23 protein-coding genes and 1 pseudogene are annotated in these 24804 nt (G+C 74.0%); 12 read left to right on the top strand and 12 right to left on the bottom strand.

Going from position 1 to position 24804, the window contains the following annotated elements; genetic code table 11:
• The first annotated feature begins 118 nt into the window (after positions 1-118).
• The gene (locus tag OG689_RS39080) at positions 119-910 is read left to right on the top strand and encodes a nucleotidyltransferase domain-containing protein (RefSeq protein WP_266326492.1); all 792 of its coding nucleotides are present in this window, start codon (positions 119-121) and stop codon (positions 908-910) included.
• Positions 911-1029: 119 nt separating this feature from the next.
• On the opposite strand, the gene OG689_RS39075 is transcribed toward OG689_RS39080, so the two are convergent.
• Positions 1030-1833: an aminoglycoside 3'-phosphotransferase gene (locus tag OG689_RS39075; protein WP_266326490.1), complete on the bottom strand. Its 804-nt coding sequence runs from the start codon at positions 1831-1833 to the stop codon at positions 1030-1032.
• Positions 1834-2228: 395 nt separating this feature from the next.
• On the opposite strand from OG689_RS39075, the gene OG689_RS39070 reads away from it, so the two are divergent.
• Positions 2229-3569, top strand: a complete 1341-nt coding sequence (locus OG689_RS39070; RefSeq protein ID WP_266326488.1) for a DUF1996 domain-containing protein — start codon at positions 2229-2231, stop codon at positions 3567-3569.
• 80 nt (positions 3570-3649) lie between these two features.
• On the top strand, positions 3650-4270 hold the full coding sequence (locus OG689_RS39065; RefSeq protein ID WP_266326486.1) for a DUF305 domain-containing protein: 621 nt from the start codon (positions 3650-3652) through the stop codon (positions 4268-4270).
• Between the two features lie 39 nt (positions 4271-4309).
• On the opposite strand, the gene OG689_RS39060 is transcribed toward OG689_RS39065, so the two are convergent.
• Positions 4310-4729 (bottom strand): hypothetical protein, encoded by a 420-nt coding sequence (locus tag OG689_RS39060; RefSeq protein ID WP_266326484.1) that lies wholly within the window; start codon positions 4727-4729, stop codon positions 4310-4312.
• 201 nt (positions 4730-4930) lie between these two features.
• A complete protein-coding gene (locus OG689_RS39055; protein ID WP_266326482.1) occupies positions 4931-5329 on the bottom strand; it encodes a nuclear transport factor 2 family protein in 399 nt (132 codons plus the stop codon).
• Positions 5330-5584: 255 nt separating this feature from the next.
• Between OG689_RS39055 and OG689_RS39050 the strand changes: the two genes are divergently transcribed.
• From OG689_RS39050 to OG689_RS39040, 3 genes are all read left to right on the top strand, one after another.
• Positions 5585-5857, top strand: a complete 273-nt coding sequence (locus OG689_RS39050) for a hypothetical protein (protein ID WP_266326480.1) — start codon at positions 5585-5587, stop codon at positions 5855-5857.
• Between the two features lie 246 nt (positions 5858-6103).
• Positions 6104-8209 carry a sigma-70 family RNA polymerase sigma factor gene (locus tag OG689_RS39045; RefSeq protein ID WP_266326478.1) on the top strand — a complete coding sequence of 702 codons (2106 nt, stop codon included), beginning with the start codon at positions 6104-6106 and terminating at the stop codon, positions 8207-8209.
• Between the two features lie 130 nt (positions 8210-8339).
• Positions 8340-9161, top strand: coding sequence for a hypothetical protein (locus tag OG689_RS39040; protein WP_266326476.1), 822 nt, complete (start codon positions 8340-8342; stop codon positions 9159-9161).
• 86 nt (positions 9162-9247) lie between these two features.
• Here the strand turns inward: OG689_RS39040 and OG689_RS39035 are convergent, their stop codons facing one another.
• Complete coding sequence (locus OG689_RS39035; protein WP_323189397.1) at positions 9248-9556, bottom strand: MBL fold metallo-hydrolase; 309 nt, start codon at positions 9554-9556, stop codon at positions 9248-9250.
• A gap of 83 nt (positions 9557-9639) precedes the next feature.
• Between OG689_RS39035 and OG689_RS39030 the strand changes: the two genes are divergently transcribed.
• Positions 9640-9951 carry a hypothetical protein gene (locus OG689_RS39030; RefSeq protein ID WP_266326475.1) on the top strand — a complete coding sequence of 104 codons (312 nt, stop codon included), beginning with the start codon at positions 9640-9642 and terminating at the stop codon, positions 9949-9951.
• Between the two features lie 144 nt (positions 9952-10095).
• Here the strand turns inward: OG689_RS39030 and OG689_RS39025 are convergent, their stop codons facing one another.
• The gene (locus tag OG689_RS39025; protein WP_266327752.1) at positions 10096-11220 is read right to left on the bottom strand and encodes a lactate 2-monooxygenase; all 1125 of its coding nucleotides are present in this window, start codon (positions 11218-11220) and stop codon (positions 10096-10098) included.
• A 482-nt stretch (positions 11221-11702) separates the two neighbouring features.
• Between OG689_RS39025 and OG689_RS39020 the strand changes: the two genes are divergently transcribed.
• A complete protein-coding gene (locus OG689_RS39020) occupies positions 11703-12245 on the top strand; it encodes a hypothetical protein (RefSeq protein ID WP_266326473.1) in 543 nt (180 codons plus the stop codon).
• Between the two features lie 445 nt (positions 12246-12690).
• Here OG689_RS39020 and OG689_RS39015 read toward each other — a convergent pair.
• Positions 12691-13014: pseudogene (locus OG689_RS39015) on the bottom strand (ArsR/SmtB family transcription factor); the annotation flags it as partial.
• Complete coding sequence (locus OG689_RS39010) at positions 13014-13385, bottom strand: hypothetical protein (RefSeq protein ID WP_266326471.1); 372 nt, start codon at positions 13383-13385, stop codon at positions 13014-13016. The gene OG689_RS39010 and the pseudogene OG689_RS39015, both read right to left, overlap by 1 nt.
• 456 nt (positions 13386-13841) lie before the next feature.
• On the opposite strand from OG689_RS39010, the gene OG689_RS39005 reads away from it, so the two are divergent.
• Together OG689_RS39005 and OG689_RS39000 are read left to right on the top strand one after the other, a co-directional pair.
• Positions 13842-15353 (top strand): oxidoreductase, encoded by a 1512-nt coding sequence (locus OG689_RS39005; RefSeq protein WP_266326469.1) that lies wholly within the window; start codon positions 13842-13844, stop codon positions 15351-15353.
• A 520-nt stretch (positions 15354-15873) separates the two neighbouring features.
• The gene (locus tag OG689_RS39000; protein ID WP_266326467.1) at positions 15874-16965 is read left to right on the top strand and encodes a peptidoglycan-binding protein; all 1092 of its coding nucleotides are present in this window, start codon (positions 15874-15876) and stop codon (positions 16963-16965) included.
• Positions 16966-17215: 250 nt separating this feature from the next.
• Here OG689_RS39000 and OG689_RS38995 read toward each other — a convergent pair whose 3' ends face one another.
• On the bottom strand, positions 17216-18352 hold the full coding sequence (locus OG689_RS38995) for an ROK family protein (RefSeq protein ID WP_266326465.1): 1137 nt from the start codon (positions 18350-18352) through the stop codon (positions 17216-17218).
• A 69-nt stretch (positions 18353-18421) separates the two neighbouring features.
• On the opposite strand from OG689_RS38995, the gene OG689_RS38990 reads away from it, so the two are divergent.
• Positions 18422-19516 carry a Gfo/Idh/MocA family oxidoreductase gene (locus tag OG689_RS38990; protein ID WP_266326463.1) on the top strand — a complete coding sequence of 365 codons (1095 nt, stop codon included), beginning with the start codon at positions 18422-18424 and terminating at the stop codon, positions 19514-19516.
• Positions 19513-20004, top strand: a complete 492-nt coding sequence (locus OG689_RS38985) for a heme-degrading domain-containing protein (RefSeq protein WP_266326461.1) — start codon at positions 19513-19515, stop codon at positions 20002-20004. Before OG689_RS38990 ends, OG689_RS38985 begins: the two co-directional genes overlap by 4 nt.
• A gap of 84 nt (positions 20005-20088) precedes the next feature.
• Here OG689_RS38985 and OG689_RS38980 read toward each other — a convergent pair whose 3' ends face one another.
• The 4 genes from OG689_RS38980 to OG689_RS38965 form a co-directional block, all read right to left on the bottom strand.
• Positions 20089-20526: a hypothetical protein gene (locus OG689_RS38980; protein WP_266326459.1), complete on the bottom strand. Its 438-nt coding sequence runs from the start codon at positions 20524-20526 to the stop codon at positions 20089-20091.
• Positions 20523-22013: an APC family permease gene (locus OG689_RS38975; RefSeq protein ID WP_266326457.1), complete on the bottom strand. Its 1491-nt coding sequence runs from the start codon at positions 22011-22013 to the stop codon at positions 20523-20525. The genes OG689_RS38980 and OG689_RS38975 overlap by 4 nt, the downstream gene beginning before the upstream one ends.
• 437 nt (positions 22014-22450) lie before the next feature.
• A complete protein-coding gene (locus OG689_RS38970; RefSeq protein WP_266326455.1) occupies positions 22451-22810 on the bottom strand; it encodes a DUF6204 family protein in 360 nt (119 codons plus the stop codon).
• A gap of 188 nt (positions 22811-22998) precedes the next feature.
• Positions 22999-24669, bottom strand: a complete 1671-nt coding sequence (locus OG689_RS38965) for a beta-1,3-glucanase family protein (RefSeq protein ID WP_266326453.1) — start codon at positions 24667-24669, stop codon at positions 22999-23001.
• Positions 24670-24804 lie beyond the last annotated feature (135 nt).

Genomic DNA, 24804 nt, shown 5'->3' with positions numbered 1-24804 from the left:
CCCCACTGCCCTCTTCGGACATTGACGGGCGGCCCTGAGCGGGACGTCCACGGCGAATTCGATGGTCCGACACGCTCCCGACTGCCAGACTCGCCCCGTGCGGGCGATCATCGAGGACATGGCAGAGCGTCTGGTCACGGTACCGGGCGTGATCGGGGTGCTGCTCGGTGGCAGCCGGGCCCGTGGGGAGCACCGGCCGGAGTCGGACTGGGACCTCGGTGTCTACTACCGCGGGGAGCTCGATCTCGCCGCGTTGCGCGCGCTGGCCGGGCCTGAGGTGGATGTGGCCGCGCCCGGCGGCTGGGGGCCCTGGGTGAACGGCGGTGCGTGGCTTCGGGTCGACGGCGTCGCGGTGGACTGGATCCTCCGGGACCTGGACCGGGTCGAGCAGGTGTGGGCGGACTGCCGCGCGGGCCGGTTCGAGGTGGGTGTGCAGGCGGGGCATCCGCTCGGGTTCTGGTCGCCCTGCTACCCGGGCGAGGTGGCACTCGGTCAGGTGCTGGCCGATCCCACCGGAGAGCTGGCGGACCTTCGACGGCGGACCGCGAGCTACCCGTCGCTGTTGCGGGAGTCGCTGATCTCGGCGGCCTGGGAGGCGGAGTTCCTGGTCGGCGCCGCGGCCAAGGGCGCGGCTCGGGCAGACACCCTGTACGTCTCGCTGTGCCTGTCCAGGGCCGTCGGTGTACTGGTGCAGGCGATGTTCGCGGGAGCCCGGCGCTGGTGCCTGAACGAGAAGGGCGCGCTGGCCGTCGCCGAGACGTTGCCGTCCGCGCCGGCCTGCTTCGGCCCCCGCGTCCGTGCCCTGTCGGGAGCGCCTGGTGACACGGTGGAGGCCCTGACCGCGACCGTGGCCCGGGCGCGGGTGCTGGTCGCGGAGACCCGGGCCGCGCTCGGGAACTCCTCCGGGTAGCGGTCCCGTTCGGTGCCGGAGGCCCGCGCCACGCGTGCGGTACGAGCTCAGGGCCCGCCCGCGGCTGATGCCCGCCGGTGCCTCCCGGTACGCGGGGACGGCGGCGCCGGAGCGCGGCCTCAGTCCGAGAGCTCCCGGAGCAGCCGGTAGTACAGCGTCCGCTCCGGGTCCGGCTCGACCCCGTAGGCGTCGAGGAGTGCTTCCTCCCAGCCCGGGCCGTAGTTCCACTGCGTGCTCCAGGTGGCGATGGCCAGGTCGGCCCAGCGGTCGGCGAGACCGAGGGCGCCCAGGTCGACGTGTCCGCTGCAGGTGCCGTCGTCGCCGATCAGGGTGTTGGGGGCGCAGGCGTCGCCGTGGCAGACCACGAGTGTGTCGACGGGCGGCGGCTCGGCCAGCACGTCGAGGGCACGGGGCACGGTCCCGAAGGGGCGGATGCTCTCGTGCCGGTCGGCCGGGTCGATCCGGCCGGCGGCCGCCCGTGTTCGCACAGCCGCCAGTCGTCGCTCGGCGGACCAGTCGAACGGGCATTGCGCAACGGGTAGTTCGTCGTGCAGGGCCCGCAGGCCGGTGCCGATCGCGCGCACCGCGGTGTCGGGGTCGCGCTTCCAGTGGTCGTCCACCGCCGTCCGCCCGGGCAAGCCGGCGGTGACGATCCAGGCGCCCGATCCGTCCGAGCCCTCGTCCAGGACCTGCGGCACCACGGTGTGGGCCGCCGCCCAACGCAGCCGCTGCACCTCGGCCGACAGGTCGATCCCGCTGCCGACCGGTGTCCACTTCAGGAACTGCCGCGAATCCCCTTCACCGACCTGGAAGGTCAGGCCGCCGACGGCGTTCCGCCAGACGGGCAGCGTGGGCCGTCCGGCCGCGAACTCGGTGACGATCCGGGGGACTTCGATCGGGCTCTGGGAGAAGGTCGGGATCACCGGGTCATTCTCGCAGCGCTCAGCACGGTCGGGACAGCCGGTGTTCGGGCGCAGCCCCCGCCGTCCACCCGGCCGGACCGGACGCGGTGGGGCCGTCCGACCGGCGCCGACCCTTCGGCCGGGAATCTGCCAGGGAGGGCTGCTCCGAACGGAGTTCGGGACCTGCGGTGCTCTCCCAACCATCCTGTCGACATCCTCGGCGGGAGCGCTCTCCCCCGACCCTTCGACAACAGCACCGGCGGGTCGGTGCGTTGACGGAGGACCGGCAAGATGCCTTGACAGTGACCGCAGGGCCTCCTAGCTTCGGAGAGCGCTCTCTCCCCCATGGATTCCGAGCGCCCGGCACGCACCCTCACCGCACCTTTCCGGCTCCTTCCCCCACCCGATTGGAAGCCATGAGGTCCTTCACCTTGCGGTCGCCCCTCCGTTCTCCGGTTCCGCGGCCCCCTTCGCGCGCCCGCTCGCACTCCGCTCCCGGCACGCTGCGCCGGCGGCTGACCGGCCTGGTCGCGGCCGCCGTCACCGCCGGGGCGCTGCTGACCGGTACCACCGGCCAGGCACAGGCCGTGGACACTCCCCTCTCGCAGGGCAAACCCGTCACCGCGTCCTCGGTCGAGAACGCGGCCTACCCGGCCGGGCTCGCCGTCGACGGCAACGGCGGGACCCGCTGGTCCAGCGCGGCCGCCGACAACCAGTGGATCCGGATCGACCTCGGCGCCAACGCCGCGATCAACCGCGTCGTCCTGAACTGGGAGGCCGCGTACGCCAGTTCCTACCAGCTCCAGGTCTCGGGCGACGGCACCAACTGGGTCACCGTCCGCAACGCCGCCGGTGCCGCCGGGCAGCAGACCCTCGACCTGTCGGCCACCGGCCGGTACGTGCGGGTGCTCGCCACCGCGCGGGCCACCGCCTGGGGCGTCTCGCTCTGGGAGTTCCAGGTCTTCGGCACGGCCGGAACGCAGGCCGTGCCGCCCGGGGCGGTCCGGGTCGCGGAGTTCCTCGCCGAGTGCCCCTACAGCCACCGCCTGCCGGACGACCCGATCGTGCTGCCGGGCCTGCCCGGCGGTTCGCACATGCACAGCTTCTTCGGCAACAACGCCACCGACGCCTTCTCCGACCTGGGCCGGCTGGAGACGTCCGGCGGTACCTGCAACCCGGCGACCGACGTCTCCTCCTACTGGGTGCCCACCCTGTACGCGGACAACGTCCCGGTCGAGCCGACCGGGACCACCTTCTACTACCTCGGCGAAGGCGTCCGGGACGACGTCATCGCCAACACCCAGCCGCTCCCCCGCGGTCTGCGCATCGTCGCGGGCAACGCCAAGGCGACCGGGCCGGACGACAACACCATCTCGCGCTGGTCCTGCCTGCACGCCGGCGAGGTCAACCCGTCGCACAACTTCGTGAACTGCCCGGCGGGCACAATGCTGGAGTCGTACCTGGACTTCCCGCAGTGCTGGAACGGCAAGGACCTCGACTCGGCCGACCACAAGAGCCACATGGCGTACCCCGTGGGCGGCGCCTGCCCCGCCACCCACCCGGTACCGGTGCCCAAGCTCCGCCAGGTGCTGCGCTACCCGGTCACCGGCGACCCGTCGCGGCTGCGGCTGGCCTCCGGGCCCGGCTACACGATGCACGGTGACTTCTTCAACGTCTGGCCGGCCGCCGAGATGGAGCGGCGCGTCCGCGACTGCATCAACCCGATCGTGAAGTGCGGGGCCGACGGGCGTCCGTGACGCCTCGAACCCCCGGTCCACCGGCCCGGGCGGGACTGCCCTCCCGCCCGGGCCATCGCCGTACTGTGGGAGGGCTCCCGATGAGAAGAGCGTTCGTCGGCGCGGCGGTGGCCTCGCTCGCCGTCTGCGGCGCACTCGCCGCCGTCGCCGGGCCCGGCCCCGAGGCGCAGCGGCCGCCTGCCGTGGCCGGCGCGGCGTCCCCGGCGGTGCCCGGCACCGTCGCCGTGGCCTCGGCAACGCCGTCCGCGCCGACGCCGGGGTCCGCGTTCAACCCGACGGACGTCGCGTGGCTGCAGCTGGCCGCCCCGATGACCGAACAGGCTCTGCGGCTGGCCGAGTTGGTCGCGGCCAGGGCTTCCACCCCGGACCTGCGCGAGCTGGCGGCAGCCGTCACCGGTGCCGACGGGGCCGAACTGGCCCGGCTGCAAGCACTCCTCGTGCAGGCCGGCGCCGACCGGGCCCGCCCGCACGAGGGCCACGACATGCCGGGCATGACCACCCCGGCCGAGTTCGCCGCCGCCGAGCAGGAGAGCGGCGCGGCCTTCGACCGCCTGGTGAGCACGTACCTGCGGGAGTACCTGGAGCAGTCGGTTCGGCTGGCCGACTCCGAAAGCTCGGCGGGCAAGGAGCCGGCCACCCGCCGGCTCGCCGCCGACATCCGCCGCGGCCGAGCCGCCGAACTCGCCCGGCTCGGAGGGTAGTCGGCAGGCCTCGACCGGGCCGGAGGGTGGCGGCTCGGGTCAGGTCGTAGCCGGATCCGTTCCGATCGCACCGGCGGAGCGGAGGGACTCACCGAGCCTCCCGGTGAGAACGCGGGGGTGGCGCCGCCACCACAACAGGTCGGGGCCGGGCCGGGCGTGGAACTGGTCGAGTGCCAAGCCGTCGTCGGCGATCGTCGCCGCCCTGAACCGGTCGTCGAGAGTCTTGATCCGCGGTGTCCGGAGCTGCACGACGTGGTCGGGCAGCAGGAGCCACGCCTCGTGGAGCCAGTTCCGGCAGTAGAGGTCGTTGGTGTACTCGTCGATGTCGTCGTGGTAGCCGCGCTCGACCTCGCCCACCAGCCCCGCCCACGCGCTCACCCGCTCGGCGACCGTGAACGCCGTTCGCCAGCCGCGCTCCCGCAGGAGTTCGCCCACCCCGGCTTCGTCATGAGTGCTCATCGTGCCGAGGCTCTCACGAGGAGGCCGACGGGCCCAGCGAGATTCTCCCGGACGCCGCCACCCGTCCGCAGGTACGCCGGGTCGCTGCGCCAGGTGCCGACCGACCGGCACGGCCGGTTTCCTGAGTGCGGCCCCGTGCCCGACATGACAGGCACGCCCGGCGCGCCCAGCTCCGACGGCTCCCTCCGGCCGGGCCGTCCGTCAGGGCTGGTCGAACCAGGCGAATGCGGCGATCCGCCAGCCGTCCGGGGTGCGGACGAACTGGATGGTCTTCGTTCCGCCGCCCTCGAACGGTTGGCCGTCGGCGATGCCGGATTTGCGGTACTCGCCGACCCTGGAGGCGATGTCGCCCACGATCTCGGTCCGCTCGGTGGTCTCCCACTCGGCGAACTCGACCAGCCGGCCGTCGGCGAGCAGGGCTTCGCGCGGCTCGACGAACTCGTCGACGGTGTAGACCGTGAAATCGGGGCCGGTCTTGACGATCACGCCGCCTGGGATGACCAGCCGGCGGATTCGGGCCACGTCGGCTGTCCTGCCGCCCCGGTTGTCGAAGGCGCCGAAGAACTCGGCGGTCAGCGCGTCGATCTCGGTCTTTGACATGGCGCGACAGTAACACCGCCGGGGCGCCGACGAGGTTCGGTCGCCGGGGGCGGGCACCTGGCATGGCAGGGGGTGGTCGGCGCGGGACCGGAAAAGTCCTCCGCCGATTTTCTGTTATCGGCACGCCCCAGGTCCGGACTCCTCCTGTGGGACGTGCATTCCGGTGCGCCCCGCGGTCCGTCCCGGCGGGCCGCCGTGACCAGGAGCGGGAGGCACCATGTGCACATTCGAGCCACGTCCGACCGGAGGGCCGGCATGACCACCACACCCCGACCCGGTCACCAGCCGGTGTCCGACCCGGCAGCCGCCCTGCCTCCCACCCTGCATCTCGTGCCCAGAGCGGCCCCGCCGCTGCCCCGGCCGGCCCCTCCCCTGCCGTTCACCTCCTACCCGAACCAGCCACCCGTCGGGCCGGCCGAAGCCCTCCTGCGGGAGGCCCTGGAGCGGGTGCTCGCCCTGGCCGAGCGCTGGGAGGAGACCGAGCCCGACGCCCCGCACACCGTCGCGCTCTGGGAGGCGCTCGGCTGACGGAGGAGCCGACGGACGAGGTGGGGCGCGGTCCGGCCGACGGGCGTCCTGACGGCCGGCAGTCCGGGCGGCCATCGGCCGGACCGGCACGGCGGGGGCGCCACGGGCCTGCCACCGCTTGCCCGTCCCCACCCCCGCCACCACCGCAGGTTTCTGTTATCGGCATACCGCAGCTCGGCACTCCGACTGTGGGATGTACATTCCGGTCCGTCCGGCGGTCCGCCGCGACGAGGAGCGAGAGGCACCATGAGCACATTCGAGGACGGCGGCCTCACCCCGGCGAGGGTCGCGGCGGCCCAGCGGGGCGACGGCGCGGCCCTGGACGAGCTGCTGGCGGTCTGCCTGCCGCTGGTCTACAACATCGTCGGCCGGTCGCTGGGTCGGCCGGGCGAGGTGGACGACCTGTCGCAGGAGATCCTGCTCAAGGTCGTCGCCGGGCTCCCCCAGCTCCGTGATCCGTCCGCGTTCCGGAGCTGGCTGGTCGCGGTCACCGTCCGGCAGGTGCGCTGGTACCGGGCCGCGCAGGTGGAGGTGGTGCCGTCCGCCGCGCTGGAGGAGGTGCCGGACCAGGCCGATCCGCAGGCGGACTTCGTGGACCTGTCGATCCTGCGGCTGGGGCTCACCGGCCAGCGGCGGGAGGTGGCGCTGGCGACCCGTTGGCTCGATCCGTCCGATCAGGAGCTGCTCGCCCTGTGGTGGCTGGAGGCCGCCGGGCAGCTGGGGCGGGCCGAGCTCGCGGCTGCCCTCGGGCTGTCCCCGGCGCACACGGCTGTGCGGGTGCAGCGGATGAAGCAGCAGCTCGACCTCGCCCGGTCCTTGGTCCGGGCCCTGGAACGCCGGCCGGTGTGCGCGGAGCTGGCGGTGCTCGCGGAACCGTGGGACGAAGTCCCCGGGCCGCTCTGGCGCAAGCGGCTGGCCCGGCACACCCGCGACTGCGCCCGGTGCACGGCCGGCTCCCGGGGCCTGATCCCCGCCGAGGGTCTGCTGGCCGGGATGGCGCTCGTCCCGGTGCCGACGGCTCACCCGCTGCCGTTGCCGCCGACGGGCGGGCCCACGCCACCCCCGGAGCAAGGAACCGGTCCGGGCCCGGGCCCGGACCAGGGCGCGGATGTGGGCGCGGACCCGGCCCAAAGTACGGGCCCGGCGCAAGGCACCGGCCCGGCCCAAGGCACCGGCGCGGAGCCGGGCACCGGCCCGGCCACCGGAGCGGGCCAGGGCCCCGCGAGCGCCGGACGGCGGACGGCCCGGCACGGTCGTCGGGCCGTCCGTGCGGGCGGCCCCGGCCGCGCCACCGTGAAGAGCGTGAGCCTGATGGTGGGCGCGGTGGCCGCCGTGGCGGCGCTGGGTGTGCTGGCGGCGACCCTGAGCGCCGCCGATCCCCGTCCCGCCGCCGTCTCCGCGCCGGCGCTCGCCCCGGCCTCCGCCGGTGACGCACCGTCGGCGGCCGCGCCGGACGCGACTGTTGCTGCCACGGAACCGTCCCCCTCCCCGTCCGCGGAGCCGAGCACCGCCACCACCTCGGCGCGTCCCACCGCCGCGCCTTCGAGCAAGCCGGCGCCGTCCGCCCCCGCCGCGACGGCCGGCGGCCCGGCGCCCGCCGCTCAGCCGGTCCGCGGCCCGAAGAAGGGCGTGTCGACCTGGGCCTTCGACGGGGTCGGCACCGCGCTGACGGGCTCGGGGGCGTCCTGGTACTACACCTGGGGGCCAGACCACCCGGGTATCGCGGGGCCGGCGGGCGTCGACTTCGTCCCGATGATCTGGGGTTCGGCCGCGGTCGGCAACGGCTCGCTGGCCAAGGCCACCCAGCAGGGAAGCCGTACCCTGCTCGGCTTCAACGAGCCGGACCTCGCGGCCCAGTCCAACCTGACACCGCAGCAGGCCTTGGACCTGTGGCCGAAGCTGATGGCGACCGGCCTCACCCTCGGCAGTCCGGCCGTCGCCTACGGCGGCGCGGATCCGGGCGGCTGGCTGGACCAGTTCATGCAGGGGGCCAGGAGCCGCGGGTACCGGGTCGACTTCATCGCCCTGCACTGGTACGGCTCGGACTTCCGGACCGCCGAGGCCGTCGGGCAGCTCCAGCGCTACCTGCAGGCGGTGCACGACCGCTACCAGCTGCCGGTGTGGCTGACCGAGTACGCGTTGATCAAGTTCTCCGGCGGGACCAGCTTCCCGACCGCTGATCAGCAGGTGGCCTTCGTCAAGGCGTCGACCGCGATGCTCCAGGGCCTGCCCTTCGTCCAGCGCTACGCCTGGTTCGCGCTGCCCGCCACCGCGCCCGGGGAGACGGGTCTGTTCCAGCCCGGCGGCGCGCCGAACGCCGTCGGCTCCGCCTACGCCGCCGCAGGGCGCTGACCGCTGCCGCGGGCGGGCTCCGGAGCCCGCCCGCGGCCGGAAATCCGCCTCCCCGCCCAGCCCGGGAAAGATCCAAGTAGGCTCCGGGCAGCGGCCGGTGGGCCGGTCGGCCGGGCGCTGGGGAGAAGACATGACGAATCGGACAGGCACGGCGGCGCTCTGCTTCGTCGCCGCCCTCGCGACGCTGGCCGGCTGCAGCGACTCGAAGGACCCGGCGACCCCGACGAGCACCGCCACGGCCTCGGCCGGGAGCGCACAGGCCGCTCCGGCGGCCGGCGGCAACACCTTCGGCTGCCTCACCGGCGAGCAGGCCGGCAAGGGTTCCGTCACCGTGCAGGACGCCGAGCACAGCGACGCCGCGTACTTCCAGGACGCCGACGCGGGCCGCGCCGAGGTGGCGGTGGTCCTCCTGCACCAGGCCGGGGGTTCGCTCTGCGACTGGGTGCCGGCCCTCGGCAGCTTCACCAAGGCCGGCTACGCGGTGCTCGCGGTCAACCGCAGCGGTGACGTCCTGGACGACCTCGGCGCGGTCGACCAGTTCCTGGAGAGCAGGAAGGTCGCCCAGGTGGTCCTGGTCGGCGCCGCGGACTCGGCCACCGCCCTGCTGGACAAGTCGGCCTCGCCGGTGTCCTCCAAGATCCCGGTGAAGGCGGTGGTCGCCCTGAGCGCCCTGCAGAAGTCCGGCGTGTGGAATGCCGCGGGCAACGCCGAGTTCAACCGGATGCCGACCTTCTTCGCCGCGGGCCGGGACGACCGCACGGCCGCCGCCGACGCGCAGGCATTGTACGACAAGTCGGTCCACGCCGCGCCCGGCAAGCGGCTGCGGTTCTACCCGGGCACCGGCCACGGCGCCGACCTGCTGCGGGACGTCGCGCTGCCGGACGTCCTGACCTTCCTCGCCGAGCGTGTACCGGCCACGTCCACCCCGACGCCGACGGCGGGCGCGGCCTGAGCAGCGGCCCGCCGCACACCGCCCGGGGCCGTGCCCGTCGTGGCGGGGTCGGGTTGACCGCGCCCGCCCGCCGTGGGCCGGCACGGTCAGGAGAGGCCCGCCGCGCGGGCCTGCCGGGCGGCGGTGGCCGGCCCGCCGTCCAGGGGTTCACCGTGGCCGGGGAGGACCAGCCGGCCGGGGAGTGAGCCGAGGATGTCGAGGGACGCCAGGGCGGCCGCGGCGTCGTGGGTGAAGCCGCGGCAGACCAGTCGGGGGCCGCGCGCTCCGGTCAGGCCGTCGTAGGTGACCAGGGCGTCCCCGGTGACCAGCAGCCCGCGGTCGGCCCAGAGGTAGGCGGTGCTTCCGGGGGTGTGACCGGGCAGCGGGACAGCCTGCGGCTGCCCGGGTACCTCCAGGAGCGGACCGGCCGCGTCGAAGGTGCGGGGCGTGCTCCCCCACGGACGATCCGGTCGCCAAGCTCCAGGGGTACGCGCGGTTCGTGCGCGGCGTCCACAAGCGGCTGGGCGAGCTCCATGCCGTCCTCGCCGCAGCCGACCCCGAACTCGCCGAGATCGCCGCCGACACCGACCGCGAGCGCCTGACCGGTGTCACCGCCTTCGTCACCCACCTGCACACCGCCGGGCACCTGGGCGCACACCTCGACCCCTCCCGCGCCGCCGACGCCTGCTGGGCCCACACCTCCCCCCAGCTGTACGCCCTGATGGTCCGGGCCCGGGGCTGGTCCCCGGACGACTACCAGGACTGGCTCGCCGACCTGCTCGCCGCCGCCCTGCTCACTCCACGGGGGTAGGGAACCGCACCGGGGACGAGGGCGCACCGGGGAGGGGGCGTGGGGTACGGGGGACGGGGGCGGATGGGGGTACGCCCGCGCCGGCGGCAGCAGCAGCGGGCCCGGGCCCGTACGCACCGGCGCCGGACGGCGGCTCCGCGCGGCCTACCGCTGCGCGCAGGCCAGGGACTCCCGGGTCAGCCCGCGGTGGCTGACGTACCCGGACAGGGCGAGGGTGAGGTCGAGTTCGGCGAGCAGGCAGCGCAGCACGTGGTCGACGCCCTCCTGCCCGGCCAGGGCCAGCCCGTAGAGCACGGGGCGTCCGAGCAGCACGGCCTGGGCGCCGAGGGCCAGGGCCTTGACCGTGTCGGCGCCGGTGCGCACACCCGAGTCGAAGAGCACGGCGAGGCGGTCGCCGACCGCGTCCGCGACGCTGGGCAGGGCGTCCAGGGCGCCGATCGCGCCGTCGACCTGCCGGCCGCCGTGGTTGGAGACCACCACGCCGTCCATCCCGTGGTCGGCGGCGAGCCGGGCGTCCTCGGCGGCGTTGATGCCCTTGAGCAGGATCGGCCCGTCCCAGTGCTCCCGGAGGAAGGGCAGGTCGGCCCAGCTCAGGCCGGGGTTGGGAAACATCTTCGCCCAGTGCAGGGCGGCGGCCCCCGGGTCCTCCTCGACCGGCTTGTCGAGCTTGGCGAGGAACGCCGGGTCGGTGAGGTAGTTGGCGATGCCGACGTTGCGCAGGAAAGGCAGGAAGCCCCGGTTCAGGTCCGCGGGACGCCAGCCGAGCATGGGGGTGTCGAGGGTCAGCACCAGGGTCGAGAAGCCGGAGGCCTTCGCCCGCGCCAGGAAGCTCAGGCAAACCTCGCGGTCGGTCGGCCAGTAGAGCTGGTACCAGCGCGGGGCGTCGCCGCCGGCCTCGGCGATCTGCTCGAAGGAATGCGCGGCCTGGGTGGAGTGGACGTACGGCACGCCCAGCGCGGCCGCGGCCCGGACGGTGGCCAGTTCGCCGTCAGGGTGGGCCAGCGTCTGCACCCCCATCGGGGCGATCAGCAGCGGCGCGGGCATCGCGGTGCCGAGAACGTCGCAGGTCAGGTCGCGGTGCGCGCCGCCGCGGAGCATCCGCGGCACGATCCGCCACCGGTCGAAGGCCTCCCGGTTGGCCCGGGCGGTGGCCCCGCTGCCCGCGCTCGGCACCACGTAGCCCAGCGCCTCCGGCGCGAGGGCTGCGCGGGCCTGGTCCTCCAGGGCGGCCAGATCGGTCGTCAGGTCCGGGGTCCGGTCGGCGAACATGCCGTTCAGGTAGATGCCGAGCTGGTGGTCGCCGTAGTTTCCGGGCGGGTGCGGCGCTTCCTGCGTCAAGGCTGTCTCCCGAGGCGAATGGGCACGGCGCGTTTCGCGTGCGAAAAGTAGCCTGCAAGCGCTCATCCGCCCCGTCAAGGACCGGGGGCCGCGGCGGGCGGACGGAGCGGACGACCACCGGCCGGAGCACTCCAGCAGCCTGGCGGCCCGACGGTCCGACCGGATCTGCCGAGGTCCCGACCGCATCCGCCGCGTCGCCCGGCCGCGTCCCGGTCGGCGGCCCGGCCGCGCGGGGGGCGCTCACCGGCGGCTCTTCCCCGCCGTGGCCCCGCCGTAGCGCCGACGCCGTCCCGACCGCTGCGGGCGCGGGCCGAGGCGGCAATACGGGAAACACCTCGCCCGCCCCCTCCGGGCCGGGCGGGTGCGAGTACGGTGGAAGCGAGGACGGCCCCCGGCCCGGGAGGTGCGCAGCCGTGCCGACGATGACCTGCGAGGGCTGCGGGCGCCAGGTTCCGTGGAACCCCTTCTCCTGCTGCAGCTGGACCTGCTTCACCCGGCCCCGTGATCCGGACGAGGAGATGACGGAGGTGGCGGCGGCCGCCCCGGCCGCACTGGCGTACTTCTTCCGCCTCCGGCGTGGCTACCGGGTGCACGACGGCCTGCCGCGGTGGGCCCTGGGCGGCACCCGGCACGATCAGTCCGCCGGATCCGGCCCGCGCGCGGCCGGACAGCCGTCACCGGCGCAGGACTCGACCGCCCGTCCTTCGACCACGCAACCCTCGGCCGCGCAGGCCTCCGCCGCCGCCCGACTCCGGGCGCCCTACCGGCCGTCCTGGGCCGGGGATGGCAACGCCGCCAGCCCGGCGGACCCGCTGGCCATGGTGTGGCTGAGCCGGACCGGTGGCCGGTCGGCTGCCGGCCCCGAAGGTCCGGCAGCCGCGGTGAAGGCCGCTGTCTCCGACTGCCGCCGGTGGTGGGGGCGCTCGATGCACCGCCGGCCTAGGCTCGAACCGTAGCCCGGGGTGGCGGCACCAGCCGTAGCCCGGGGTGCTGGTCCCGAACCATGGGCCGACTGCGGACGGCCGAGGGGTCCCGTACTCGAACGATTCCGAGGCCCTCACGGCCGGACGCCACCCCGCCGCGCCACCTGCGGCCGGCCCGACAGTGCGGCGCTCAGGTGCGGAGGGTGGCCGCACCGGCGGGGACGGGGACGTCCAGGCCGAAACCGTCCACGCGTGACCCGTCCGGGGCGGCGGTGTCCACGCCGGCCCCGTCCACGTCGGTCTCCTCCACGTCGGACACCTCCACGTCGGACGCCTCCACCGCGGAACCGTCCTCCGCAGGATCGTCCACGCCGGCCCCGTCCACGTCCGCACCGGACATACCCGCACCGGACGTGACCGTCCCGTCGACAACCGGACCGCCGGGGACGTCCGCCGGGCCGTCGCCAGGCAGCCCTTCCTCCCGTAGCTGCTCCAGCACGCCCTCCCGGTCGGAGAGCAGCACGGTGAGGATCCGCCGGGCGGAGCGCAGGAAATCGGCGACGTCGCCGCCGGCCAGGGCGTAGAGCACGACCGTGCCCTCACGGTGGGAGACGACTATGCCCGAGCGCCTGAGGACGGCCAGCTGCTGCGAGAGGTTGGAGGGCTCGACCCCGATGTCGGCCAGCAGGGCCCGGACCGGCAGCGGGCCGCCCTGGAGCAGTTCCAGCACGCGGATCCGTACCGGGTGGCCGAGCATCCGGAAGAACTCGGCCTTGACCTGGTAGAGCGGGGGTTGCGGCATCAGACCTCCAGCTCGCTCTCGACCAGCTGCAGCCGGCGGCGGGCCATCGCGAGGTTCGCGCGGTTGCGGTCCAGCGCCAGGTAGAGGAAGAGCCCGCTGCCGTTGCGCGAGGTCAGCGGCCGGATCAGGTGGTACTGGTTGGTGAGCGTCACCAGGATGTCCTCGATGGCGTCCTTGAGCCCCAGCATCTCCATCGTGCGCGACTTCGCCCGGACCAGGTCGGTGTTGCCCGCCGCGGCGATGGCGAGGTCGAAGTCCCGGTCGCCGCCCAGGGTGCCGAGCGCCATGCCGCTGCCCACGTCCACGAGGGCGACGCCGATCGCGCCCTCGATCATCATCGCTTCCTTCAACGCCACGTCTGTGTGTGCCATGACCGCAACGGTAGTCCTTGAACTGACTGTGCATCACGTGAATTGCAAAAGTCCGCAATTCATGGATCCGGTGGTGTACTTTACCCCCGCCGGAGGGCCGCACCAGCTGATGAGCAGTCAGCGAACAGCGGCACGGAGAGGGTCCGGTCCACGCAGGATGACGGGCATGGACGTGATCGAGGTACTGCCCGGCCTGCGCATGCTGCGCTTCCCGGTGGGGGCCGCCTACCTGTGGCGGGACGCTTCCGGGCCGCACCAACGGATCACCAACCGGCCGCAACGCCGGTACGCCGCCCGGCCGCTCCGCCGGCACGCCACCACGCGCTCACGCCCCCACGCTCCCCACGCCCCCGAACGGCAGCCACCGCGGCGCGATTCCGATCACCCGGGGCAGCTCCGGGCACGGTCTGACGCTAGGGTGCTGCGGGGCCGGAGTCGAGCAGGGGGAGGCACGGGGTGCTGACGTACACGGAGTTGAGCGGGCCGGAACAGCAGGTGTGGGACGCCTTCGCGGCCGGCACCCTGGTGAACCTGCGCAGCGGGTCCGCCGGGTCGGACGACCCGCGGACCGGCGACGCCTGGGGCGAGGAGCGCACCGTACGGGCCGAGGTGCTCAGGGCGCTGCTGCTGGACGGCCGGGCGGGGCGGCTGTGGCTGGCGGGGGCGCGGATCGTCGGGCCGCTCGACCTCGCCGACAGCAGCGTCGGCTGCGCCGTCACCCTGGAGGGCTGCCGGTTCGAGGAGCCCGTGGTACTGCGCGGGGCCTCGATGCGCTCCACCGGCCTGATCGGCTGCTGGATACCCGGCCTGGACGGCTGGCTGTTGCAGGTCGACGGCAACCTGTTCTTCGAGGACTCCGTCGTCGCGGGCCGGCTGACCCTCACCCGCGCGCACATCACCGGCGAACTGCGGCTCAGCGGCGTCCACCTCACGGCCCGCGAACTGCTCGGCCCCGCGGCCCCGGACGATGCGGCCCGGGCCGCCGGCATCTGGGCGCTGTGGGCCGGCGGGCTCGTCATGGACGGCGGCTGCTTCGCCCGCAAGGGCTTCACCGCACGCGGCGGACTGCGCCTGGTCGGTGCCCAGTTCAACGGCGGGCTGTTCCTGGAGCGGGCCACCATCGACAATCCCGGCGGGGACGCCATCAGCGGCGAGGACCTCTTCGCCTCCACCATGATGCTCAGCGAGGGTTTCACCGCGAACGGCGCGATCCGGCTGCCGGGGGCCACCGTCCGCAGCCGGCTCTCCCTGGACGACGCCCGGCTCACCGGCGGCCCGGTCTCCCTCGACGCCACCCGGCTGCGTGTCGGCGACCTCCAACTCACCACCGCCGCGGTGCCCGAAGGCGCCGTGGACCTGCAGGAGGCACAGGCCGCGCTCGTGCACGACAACGAGCACAGCTGGCCCGCCGACATCCGGCTCGACGGATTCGTCTACGCCTCCCTGCCGTTGCCGCCGGACGGCCCGAGCGCGGACGGCGTGGCGGCCCGCCTGGAGTGGCTCGATGCCCTGCCCGGCTACGCGCCGCAGCCCTACGAGCAACTCGCCTCCTGGTACCGGAAGATCGGCCACGACGACGACGCCCGCCGGGTGCTGCTCGCCAAGCAGCGCCGGCGCCGGCGCACCCTGCCCCCGGCAGGCCGGGTCTGGGGCGTCCTGCTGGACGTCACCGTCGGCTACGGCTACCGGCCCTGGCAGGCGGGCCTGTGGCTGATCGGCCTGCTGGCGATCGGGACCACGGTGTTCGGCCGCGGCACCGCCTCCCCGGTCCAGCCCGGCCAGGGCGCACCGTTCAACCCGTTCGTCTACACCCTGGACCTGCTGGTCCCGATCGGCGGGTTCGGCCAGCGCACGGCCTGGTACTGGACCGGCTACCACCAGTGGCTCGGGTACGGCCTGATCGCCGCCGGCTGGCTGCTCACCACCGCCGTACTGGCCGGCATCACCCGCTCGCTCAACCGGGCCTGACGGGCGGCCGGCCGACCGACGACCGGGCACGGGCGCGGGGCGCGCAGCCGGCTTTCGCTCCGCGCCGATGTCCGTCGCGGACGAGCCTCGTGCTGTCCGTCCACGCCGGGCTTCGCCCGCACCGACCGGATGAGGCCGTCGGCACGGATCTCGCCGCGCCGACGGTGTACGCGCGTGAAGTCCCAGGACCCCGACCGCCTACGCGCCTGACGAGGCCGGTGTTGTCGACACGTTAGGGGGCTGTTGGTGCCGGACATTACCTTACGGTCCGTCAGTCGTCCGCTGCGCACCGTCCAAGGGGGTCGATCACGGCGTTGAGTACGAACGGGCCCGGCCCTGGTGGCCCGGCTCGGCGCCCGCGGACGAAGGCCCGACGAACCGACGGCCCGACGAACCGTTCCCGGGAGCACGTCGTCCCCACGTCCGGACGCACTCACGGCCCGACCCCGCCCCGCCGACCCACCGCCGGTGCACCGCAGGCCGGTTCACGAGCCCCGCACCCCACAGACCGGAGAGATCGATGCCCGTCACCCACCCGCTCGACCGGATCCGTCCGCGCCGGCTGACCCGCCCGGCCGCGCTGCTCACCGGCGTCGCCGCGGCCTGCTGCCTGCTCGCCGGCACCTCGGGAGTCGCCCACGGGGCCCCCACCCCGGTCCCGCTCACCTCGCCCGCCTGCCCCGCCGTACTGGCCCAGGGCGAGCAGGACGGCTGCGTCACCGAACTGCAGAACCTGCTGGACACCCACGGCGCCAGCATCGCCGCCGACGGGGACTTCGGCCCGACCACCACCACCGCCGTCAAGGGCTTCCAGTCCGCCGTGGGCCTGGCCGTCGACGGACAGGTCGGCCCCGCCACCAAGGGCGCCCTGTACGCCTCGCCGACCGCGGCCGTCCGGCTGACCTCGCCGCACTGCGCCGTGGTGGTCCGCCAGGGCGAGCGGGACGGCTGTGTCACCGAGTTGCAGCGGCTGCTGAACGGCCGCGGCGCATCGCTCACCGTCGACGGGGACTTCGGCCCCGGCACGCTGACCGCCGTCGAGAACTTCCAGGCCGCCAACGGGCTGGGCCCGGACGGCCTGGTCGGTCCCGCCACCAAGGCCGAGCTGTACGGCGAGCAGGTGCCGCCGACCCCCGTCGACCAGGGCGCCGGCCGCTACGCCGCGGTCGTCGGCTACGCCACCGCCGCGCTCAACGCCTACATGCCCTACGTGTGGGGCGGCGGCCACGACGGCCCGACCGGGCCGTCCATCGGCACCTGCAGCGGCTATTCGGGCGCCATCCAGCCCTGCCCCGCCGACCGGACGGTGGGTCTGGACTGCTCCGGCCTGGCCCGCTGGGCGTACTGGCAGGCGGGCGTCGGCGACATCGGGCAGATCACCGACAACCAGATCGCCAACCCGCGGTTCCACCAGGTCGCCCAGGCCGGCGCCGTTCCGGGCGACCTGGTCTTCTTCGGCCCGAGCACCGCCGACCCGGCGCACGTGGGTATCTACACCGGCGCGCCCGGCGGCGTTCCGACGATGATCAACGCGCCGGCCACCGGCCGGTTCGTCACCTCCGAGCCGGTCGCCGCCCACTCCTCGCTGCTCGGCTACTACCACTACAGCTGAGCCCGGACGCCTCCGCTCCCCGGCCCGATGCCCCGACCACGCAGGGACTCCGGGGCTCCAGAGCCGCACGGGCCGGACTCAGGCGCGGTCGTCGGCCCCAGGACCTGGCCCGCGTCCCCGGGTCAGGGCGCTCGTCCACCTGGCCAGGCGTGCCGACGGGCCGGGCAGGACCGGGGAGGAGTCCGAAGCCGGCCGCCGCCGCGACATTTGACGGTCCGGCCGCTCCGGGGCCCCGCCGCCTCCCGTACCGTCAGGTCCGGCGGCGGAAGAGGGGGCCGAGGACGAGTTCGGCGGCGCCCGCGGCGACGGCGAGCCGGCCGGCGCTGCTGACGGAGACCGGGACGGGCTGCCAGTCGGGGTCGGGGATCCGGGCCTCGATCTGTGCGGTGACGCCGGCGAGGTAGACGTCGGGGGCGGAGAGGACGGCCCGTCCGCCGAGGACCACCCGGTCGATGTCGAGCAGCCGGACGAGGTTGGCGACGCCCACGCCGACCAGCCGGGCGGCCGCGGCGTGGTCGCCGCGCCGAAGTTCGGCGAGGCAGAGCACCTCCAGGCAGCCGTGGTTGCCGCAGTCGCAGGGCGGACCGTCGATCTGCACGGTCTGGTGCCCGAACTCGCCCGCGTTGGTGCGGGTGCCGCGGTGCAGGGCGCCGTCGAGGAGCAGGCCCGCGCCGAGGCCGGCGGCGAGGTGGATGTAGGCGAGGCCGCCCCCCGGCCGCGGGACGGCCGGCGCCTCGGCCAGGGCGGCGGTGTTGGTGTCCTTGTCCACGACGACGGGCAGGCCGTCCAGCCGGGCGGCGAGTTCGTCGCGCAGCGGGTAGCGGTCCCAGCCGGCGAGGTCACGGGCGCCGGGGGGCGTGAACCAGTGCAGGACGCCGGCGGCGTGGTCGAGCGGCCCGCGGCAGCCGACCCCGGCCCCGAGCAGCCGCGCGCCGGCCGGCAGTCCGGCGGTGGCCCGGCCGATCTGCGCGGTGATGAGCCGGACGGCCTCGGCGGGGGTGACGGCCCGGTCCACGGGCTGGGTGTGCAGGTAGCGGTGACGGCCCGCGAGGTCGACCAGCAGGACGGTGAGCTCGTCGCGCTCCAGGTGGACCCCGACCGCGCAGGCGGCCTCGGCGCGCAGCCGGAGCAGGGTGCGGGGCTTGCCGCCGGTGGAGGCCTCCTGGCCGGCTTCGACGATCATCCCTTCGGCGAGCAGCCTGGCGGTGATCTTGCCGATGGCCTGCGGGGTGAGGCCGGTCCGGGTGGCGAGTTCGACGCGGCTGCCGCCCCGCGGGGCGGCCCGGAGCAGGCCGAGGACGAGTGCGGCGTTGTGGTCGCGCAGTCCGGCCAGGTTGGTGCCGGCCGGTCGGCTGCTACCGGCCGGGCCGGGGGGCGGCGTCGTCATGGGGTCATTCTGCCTGGGCGGGCGCGTCCGGGCTTGCACTTAGGAAACAGTGTTGTTTAACTGGATCGCATGACCCCCGAGAGCACCCCCGGTACCGGGCACCCCGCCCTCCGCGTCGGCCTGGTCGGCTACGGCCTGGCCGGTGCGGCCTTCCACGCCCCGCTCATCGCCACCACGCCCGGCCTTCGCCTCGACGCCGTGGTCACCGCCGACCCCGAACGGCGCGAGCAGCTCCGCCGGGAGCACCCGCAGGCCCGCGCCGTCGACAGCGCCGAGCAGCTGCTGGCCGATCCGGACGCCCTCGACCTGCTGGTCGTCGCCTCCCCCAACCGCAGCCACGTGCCGCTCGCCCGCGCCGCCCTGGCGGCCGGGCTGCCCGTCGTGGTGGACAAGCCGCTGGCTGCCACCGCCGCCGAGGCGGCCGACCTGGTCGAGCTCGCCGAGGCCCGCGGCCTGCTGCTCACCGTCTTCCAGAACCGCCGCTGGGACGCCGACTTCCGTACCGCCCGGCAGCTGATCGCCGACGGCGCGCTGGGCACCGTGCACCGCTACGAGTCCCGCTTCGAGCGCTGGCGGCCGGAGCTCAAGGAGGGCTGGCGCGAGTCCGCCGACCCGGCCGACGCCGGCGGCATCCTCTACGACCTGGGCAGCCACCTGATCGACCAGGCGCTCACCCTCTTCGGCCCGGCCGTCGAGGTGTACGCCGAGGTGGACGCCCGCCGCGCCGGCGCCACCGTCGACGACGACGCCTTCGTGGCCCTCACCCACACCGGCGGGGTCCGCTCCCACCTGTGGATGAGCGCCCTCACCGGTCAGCTCGGACCGCGCCTGCGCGTCCTCGGCGACCGCTCCGCGTACACCGTGAACGGCATGGACCCGCAGGAGGACGCGCTGCGCGTCGGCGAGCGCCCGGGCCCGGGCTGGGGCGCCGTCCCCGAGGCGGAGCACGGCCTGCTCGGCACCACGGACGGCGCAGCCCCGTACCCCACGCTGCCCGGCGACTACCCCGCCTTCTACGCCGGGGTGGTCCGCTCCCTGTGCGAGGGCGCGCCCGCGCCGGTCGACCCGCGCGACGCCGTCGCCGCGCTGACCGTCCTGGAGGCCGCCCGCCGCTCGGCCGCCGAGGGCCGCACCGTCACCCTGACCGAGAGGACCTCCCGATGACCTCCGACGAGGCCAGCGCCCTGATTCACCGGATCGAGGAGGAGGAGCGCCGTCTGCGCCTGCCGCACTTCGACAACGACGACGCCTGGCTGCTCGGCACCCTGCTGGTCGGCCTGGCCCGCGCCGAGGAGGCGCCCGTCGTGGTGGACATCCGGCGCAACGGCCAGCAGCTCTTCCACTACGCACTGCCGGGCAGCTCGGCCGACAACGACGCCTGGATCCTGCGCAAGGCCCGCACGGTGGACCGGTACGGCTGCTCCTCGTACCTGGTCGGCCTGCGCTTCGCGGCCCAGGGCAAGAGCTTCGAGGAGGACTCCCGGCTCGACCCCGACACCTACGCCGCCCACGGCGGTGCCTTCCCGATCACCGTGGAGGGCGTGGGGGTCGTGGGCACCGTCGCCGTCTCCGGCCTCCCGCAGGCCGAGGACCACCGCCTGGTGGTCACCGCGCTCGAACGGCACCTGGACCGCCGCCTCGAAACCGTCTGACCCGCCGCCGGCGGGAGTTGCCGGGCGGCGGGTCGGACGGATCGGCGGGTCCGGACCTCGGTGGGTCCGGACCCGCCACCCGGCTCAGTCGTCGACGGTGTCCGCGGTCTTGAGGTCGTTGATCTTCTTCTGGTAGCCGGCCAGCACGTCCGGGCAGTAGACCTTGATCACCTCGGCACCGGCCTCCAGGATCTGGCGGTCGACGATGACCGGGCGCATGCCTGGGCCGCCCGCGCCGTTGGAGAGCTGGACGAGCCACAGGCTCCGCTTCAGGGACGAGTTGGGGTCCTCGCAGATCACGCCGCCGTCGGTGCCCAGGGTGTCGGCGATGTTGCTCGGGTTGCGCGAGGCGAAGCCCTTCGCGACGAGGGCATCGTTCAGCTGGTTGGCCTTCCGGTAGGCCTCGTTGGTGTTCCTCTGCTGGGTGTACGTGAACAGGCCGATGATCATCATGCCGACCAGCACCACGATCGCGCCGACGTAGATCCAGCGGTGCTCGGACCACATCCGGGTGGGGCTCATGCCATTCCTCCGTCCACCGCGGCGGCGTCGGCGTCGGGCTGCCGCCAGCTGGGCTTGCGGGCCTTCAGGAAGCCGAACGGGATGACCACTCCGAGCAGCAGCAGGCCGCCGCCGACGATGGCGACGTACGCCCAGCCGCTGCCGCCGCCGAACTGGGAGGACGGAATGAACCCGATCACCATGGCCAGCGCCGAGGCGACGAAGCCGACCACGCACAGCGTGGTGAGCAGCGGCGCCCGGTAGCCGCGCGGGTGGTCGGGCTGCTTGCGGCGCAACTGGATCGCGGCCAGGAACATCAGCAGGTACATGATCAGGTAGACCTGGGTGGTGATCACCGAGAAGATCCAGTAGACGCTGGAGACGTTCGGGATCAGCGCGTACAGCAGGGCGATGACGGTGGTGAGCAGGCCCTGGGTGACCAGGATGTTCTGCTGGATGCCGTGCTTGTTCAGCCGCTGCAGGAAGGGCGGGAGGTAACCCTCCTGGCGGGAGATCAGCAGCAGGCCCTTGGACGGGCCGGCCAGCCAGGTCAGCATGCCACCGAGCGAGGCGGCGCAGAGCGCGAACGCGACGATCGGGACCAGCCAGCCGATGTGGAAGTACTGGAAGAAGGCGTCGAAGGCCTGCATGACGCCGGCGGTGAGGCTGAGCTGGTCGGCCGGGATCACCCAGCTGATGGCCAGGGCCGGCAGGATGAAGATCAGCAGCACCATGCCCATCGCCAGGAACATCGACTTCGGGAACTCCTTGGCCGGGTTGCGCAGCTTGTTGACGTGGACCGCGTTCATCTCCATCCCGGAGTAGCTGAGGAAGTTGTTCACAATGAGCACCAGGCTGGCGATGCCGGTCCACTCGGGCAGGATGTGCGAGGCGTTCATCGGCGCGGCGGAGGCGTTGCCCTGCCCGAGGAAGACGAACCCGAGCAGGACCAGCAGCGCGCCGGGAATCAGCGTCCCGATGATCAGGCCGCCGGAGGCCAGCCCCGCGACGGCGTTGGTGCCGCGGGACGACACCCAGACGCCGGTCCAGTACAGGACCACGATGACGATCGCGGTGTAGACGCCGTTGCTGGCCAGCGCCGGATTGATCACGTAGGAGATGGTGCTGGCCACGAAGGCGAGCAGGCTGGGGTAGTAGAAGATCGTCATGGCGAACTGGCACCAGACCGCGAGGAAGGCCATCGGCTTCGACAGCCCCTGGGCGACCCAGTTGTAGACACCGCCGCTCCAGCCGGAGGCCAGCTCCGCCGACACCAGGGCGGTGGGCAGCAGGAACACGACGGCGGGCACCAGATAGAGGAAGACGCAGGCGAGGCCGTACACGGCCATGGTGGGCGCGGCGCGCAGGCTGGCGACGGAGCTGGTCGTCATCATCGCCAGCGTCAGCCAGGAGATCTTCTGGACCCCCGCCACGGCACGGACCGCGCCCGCCGCCTTCGCCGACGCCGGCCGGCCGGCGTCGTCCGCCGGTACATCTCCAGCGCTCATCGGGTACCTCCTCGTAGCAGGCCGCGCGCGAAAGCACGCCACGACCTCCATGCTGATCACCGCACGCGGCCACCGCACGCCGGCGGGACCGTTCGGGTGCGGGACAACAGGGGTAACGGACCGTCGGAGCGCGAGGCCGTCCGAGCGAACGGGCGCCGGCGCCCCCGACGGCCCCCTGGGTGCCCCTGACCGCCCCTGACCGCCCCTGACCGCCCCTGACCGCCCCTGAAGTCCCGGGCGGGAGCCGGCCGAAGGAGTCGGGCGTCGAAGGCCCGGCGCCGGTCACCCGCAGAACGGGCCGGCCTGCTCGCCCCGGCCGGGTGTCTCCTCCGGGCGGGGTGGCGACGGCCAGGGGCGACGGCCGGGGGCGACGGCCGGGGACAGGGCGGCGCAGGGGAGGCGGCGGCCGGGGCGGGACCCCGGCGAAGGCCCGCGGGTCAGTCCGTCTGTCGGGCGGCCTCACGACGCCGGCGCTTGCCGAGCGGCGCCTGGGAGAGGTCCTCCGCCTTGGACCTGAGGCTCTTCCAGCTGTAGCCGCGTTCGGACAACCAGGCTCGGGCCGCGCTCTCGGCGCGTTCGGTCGCCGCCAGGATGTCCTCCTCCGCCTCCCCGGAATCGCGGAAGCGGAAGGTGAAGGCCGGCCGCGCGGCGAGGTCGTAACTGAGGTGTCCCTCGGGCGTGAAGGCGGCCTGCAGGATGTCGTGCTCGGGTGCGCGGGCAAGAAGTTCGGCGCGCTGCTCGGCGTCGAGTCCGTCGAAGACGCCGCGAACGGTGATCCGGAAGGTGCGAGTGCTCATCGGCCGACCATAGGCAGGTCCGGCGCTCCGGTTCCACTGCGTTTCCGTTGGCCGGCGGCACGGGACGGGCCACGGCGAGACGGCCGACGGCGGGACGGCCGACGGCACCCGAAGGTCGCCGCCGGCCGCCTCGGCCTCGCCGTCGCGATGCCGAACCCCGAACCCCGCGTCCCAGGCGGGTGGGCGGCTCAGCTGAAGCTGAACCAGTTGAGGTTCACGAAGTCGGCCGGCTGGCCGCTGTCGAAGGTGAGGTACACGTCCTTGGTGCCGGTCACCCGGCTGATGTCGGCGGGGACGGTCCGCCAGGTCTGCCAACCGCCCGTCGAGGCCAGAGCGAAGCCGCCGACCGGCGTGGCCGTCGGGCTGCCCAGGCGCACCTGGACGAGCCCGCTGATGCCGGCCCCGGCGCCGGACGCGACCCGGGCCGAGAAGCGGGTGGCCCCGGTGGTCCCGAACTGCACACCGGGGTACTTCAGCCAGTCGCCGTTGGACAGCCAGCCGACGTCCTGACCGCCTCCGGTGTCGGAGCAGGCCTCCACCGTGGCGCCCTGCTGGGCGCTGAACGTCTCGGCCTGGATGGTGCCGAAGGCGCCCGTCCCACCGGTCGAGGTCGCGGTGGGCGTGGGCGACGGGGAAGGGGCGGGGCCCCCGGCCGATCCGCCGACCGTGATGGTGAACCGGGTGGGTGCGCCCGACTGCACCTTCCCCTCGAAGTCCACCGCCGCCGGGTGCACGTCGTCGTAGGGGAAGGCGTACCCGAGGCCGTCCGGGGTGGTGGAGTGCAGGATCCGGGCGTAGTGGTTGGTGCGGGCCCGGGTGTAGAAGGTGGCGGGGTTCTCACCCGTGGGCTGGAACGCGTTGTCCAGCAGGGTGGTGCGGTTGAGGGCGGCGGCCAGCCGGGCGCTCAGGTTGCCCATCTCGTCGTTGCCGGTGGTGAACGGCGCGTCGCTGCAGGAGAAGATCGCCAGGGTGGACGGCTTGCCGAAGCTGCCGACGCCGGGGAAGGACAGCTGGTCGCCGGAGACGCGTCCGGTGACGGTGCCCCAGGTGAACTGGGTGTCGATCCGCAGGTCGGTGCCGCGGTACTTGTCCCAGACCTGGTTGACGTAGTCGTCGAAGTAGCCCTTGAAGAGCGAACTGTTGCCGCGGATGGCCAGGTTGGGGCTGAGCACCCGCAGGTCGGAGCCGCCGCCGGGGACGATCAGCTTGCTCCAGTCGGAGCCGTCGACGGCCGACTGGGCGCGCAGCGCGGCGGCCACCCGGCTCAGGCCGTCGGAGGGCAGGCCGCGCACGGTCTGGGTGGCGCCGGTGGTGTCCAGCCGGAACGAGATCGGCAGCCCGACCATGTCGACGAAGGTGATGTTGGCGTACAGCTGGTCGTTGTTGTACGTGAACTCGCAGAAGTCGTGCCGGACCGCGATGTTCGGGTCCGAGGGGTTGCTGACCGACGGCAGGGCGAGCCCGCCGCCGCGGTTCATCAGGAAGGTCAGTTTGGCGCCGACCGAGAAGTAGATCCGGCCGCTGTCCAGGTGCGGCAGGGTGACCCCGCGGGCTGCCGCGCCGGACGCGTTGAGCGCGATGGCGCAGTCGACGCCCAGCGGCGTCTGGTCGGCGGCCGGGGACGGCGGGTGGTACAGGGTCCGCCCGTCCGACTGGACGAAGGCCCAGTTGCCCCCGGCAGCCGGGTCGCGACCCAGCACGTAGGCGTAGACCGTGCCGCTGCCGGTCGTGTTGACCAGGTCCAGGGGGAGGGTCGGCGCGGTCGCCGCGCCGGCGGTGGAGTCCAGCAGTCGGGCGAGCAGGGGCACGGAGAGTGCCGCGCCCGCGGACGCGGTCAGCAGCTTTCGGCGGGTGAGCATGGTGGGGGGACCTCCAGGTCGGGCGTACTCGGCTACGAGTACGGGAAGTACCGCTCACCCTGAGGGGTGTGTCAGGCGCCGGTCAATACATGAAGCAGAGAGCGCTCTCAGATTTAGGATGCCTTTAAGAAAGAA

This window comes from Kitasatospora sp. NBC_00240, assembly GCF_026342405.1.
Classification (GTDB): Bacteria; Actinomycetota; Actinomycetes; order Streptomycetales; family Streptomycetaceae; genus Kitasatospora.
The sequence above is the reverse complement of the archived record's forward strand: the minus strand, read 5'-3'. Positions and strand labels throughout refer to the sequence as shown.

What these genes read in the sequence shown, in the direction of transcription:
- OG689_RS39080 (WP_266326492.1), top strand. Translation starts at nt 119, where the DNA reads ATGGCAGAGCGTCTGGTCACGGTACCGGGCGTGATCGGGGTGCTGCTC.
- OG689_RS39070 (WP_266326488.1), top strand. Translation starts at nt 2,229, where the DNA reads ATGAGGTCCTTCACCTTGCGGTCGCCCCTCCGTTCTCCGGTTCCGCGG.
- OG689_RS39065 (WP_266326486.1), top strand. Translation starts at nt 3,650, where the DNA reads ATGAGAAGAGCGTTCGTCGGCGCGGCGGTGGCCTCGCTCGCCGTCTGC.
- OG689_RS39060 (WP_266326484.1), bottom strand. Translation starts at nt 4,729, where the DNA reads ATGAGCACTCATGACGAAGCCGGGGTGGGCGAACTCCTGCGGGAGCGC.
- OG689_RS39055 (WP_266326482.1), bottom strand. Translation starts at nt 5,329, where the DNA reads ATGTCAAAGACCGAGATCGACGCGCTGACCGCCGAGTTCTTCGGCGCC.
- OG689_RS39050 (WP_266326480.1), top strand. Translation starts at nt 5,585, where the DNA reads ATGACCACCACACCCCGACCCGGTCACCAGCCGGTGTCCGACCCGGCA.
- OG689_RS39045 (WP_266326478.1), top strand. Translation starts at nt 6,104, where the DNA reads ATGAGCACATTCGAGGACGGCGGCCTCACCCCGGCGAGGGTCGCGGCG.
- OG689_RS39040 (WP_266326476.1), top strand. Translation starts at nt 8,340, where the DNA reads ATGACGAATCGGACAGGCACGGCGGCGCTCTGCTTCGTCGCCGCCCTC.
- OG689_RS39025 (WP_266327752.1), bottom strand. Translation starts at nt 11,220, where the DNA reads ATGTTCGCCGACCGGACCCCGGACCTGACGACCGATCTGGCCGCCCTG.
- OG689_RS39010 (WP_266326471.1), bottom strand. Translation starts at nt 13,385, where the DNA reads ATGGCACACACAGACGTGGCGTTGAAGGAAGCGATGATGATCGAGGGC.
- OG689_RS39000 (WP_266326467.1), top strand. Translation starts at nt 15,874, where the DNA reads ATGCCCGTCACCCACCCGCTCGACCGGATCCGTCCGCGCCGGCTGACC.
- OG689_RS38995 (WP_266326465.1), bottom strand. Translation starts at nt 18,352, where the DNA reads ATGACGACGCCGCCCCCCGGCCCGGCCGGTAGCAGCCGACCGGCCGGC.
- OG689_RS38990 (WP_266326463.1), top strand. Translation starts at nt 18,422, where the DNA reads ATGACCCCCGAGAGCACCCCCGGTACCGGGCACCCCGCCCTCCGCGTC.
- OG689_RS38985 (WP_266326461.1), top strand. Translation starts at nt 19,513, where the DNA reads ATGACCTCCGACGAGGCCAGCGCCCTGATTCACCGGATCGAGGAGGAG.
- OG689_RS38980 (WP_266326459.1), bottom strand. Translation starts at nt 20,526, where the DNA reads ATGAGCCCCACCCGGATGTGGTCCGAGCACCGCTGGATCTACGTCGGC.
- OG689_RS38975 (WP_266326457.1), bottom strand. Translation starts at nt 22,013, where the DNA reads ATGAGCGCTGGAGATGTACCGGCGGACGACGCCGGCCGGCCGGCGTCG.
- OG689_RS38970 (WP_266326455.1), bottom strand. Translation starts at nt 22,810, where the DNA reads ATGAGCACTCGCACCTTCCGGATCACCGTTCGCGGCGTCTTCGACGGA.
- OG689_RS38965 (WP_266326453.1), bottom strand. Translation starts at nt 24,669, where the DNA reads ATGCTCACCCGCCGAAAGCTGCTGACCGCGTCCGCGGGCGCGGCACTC.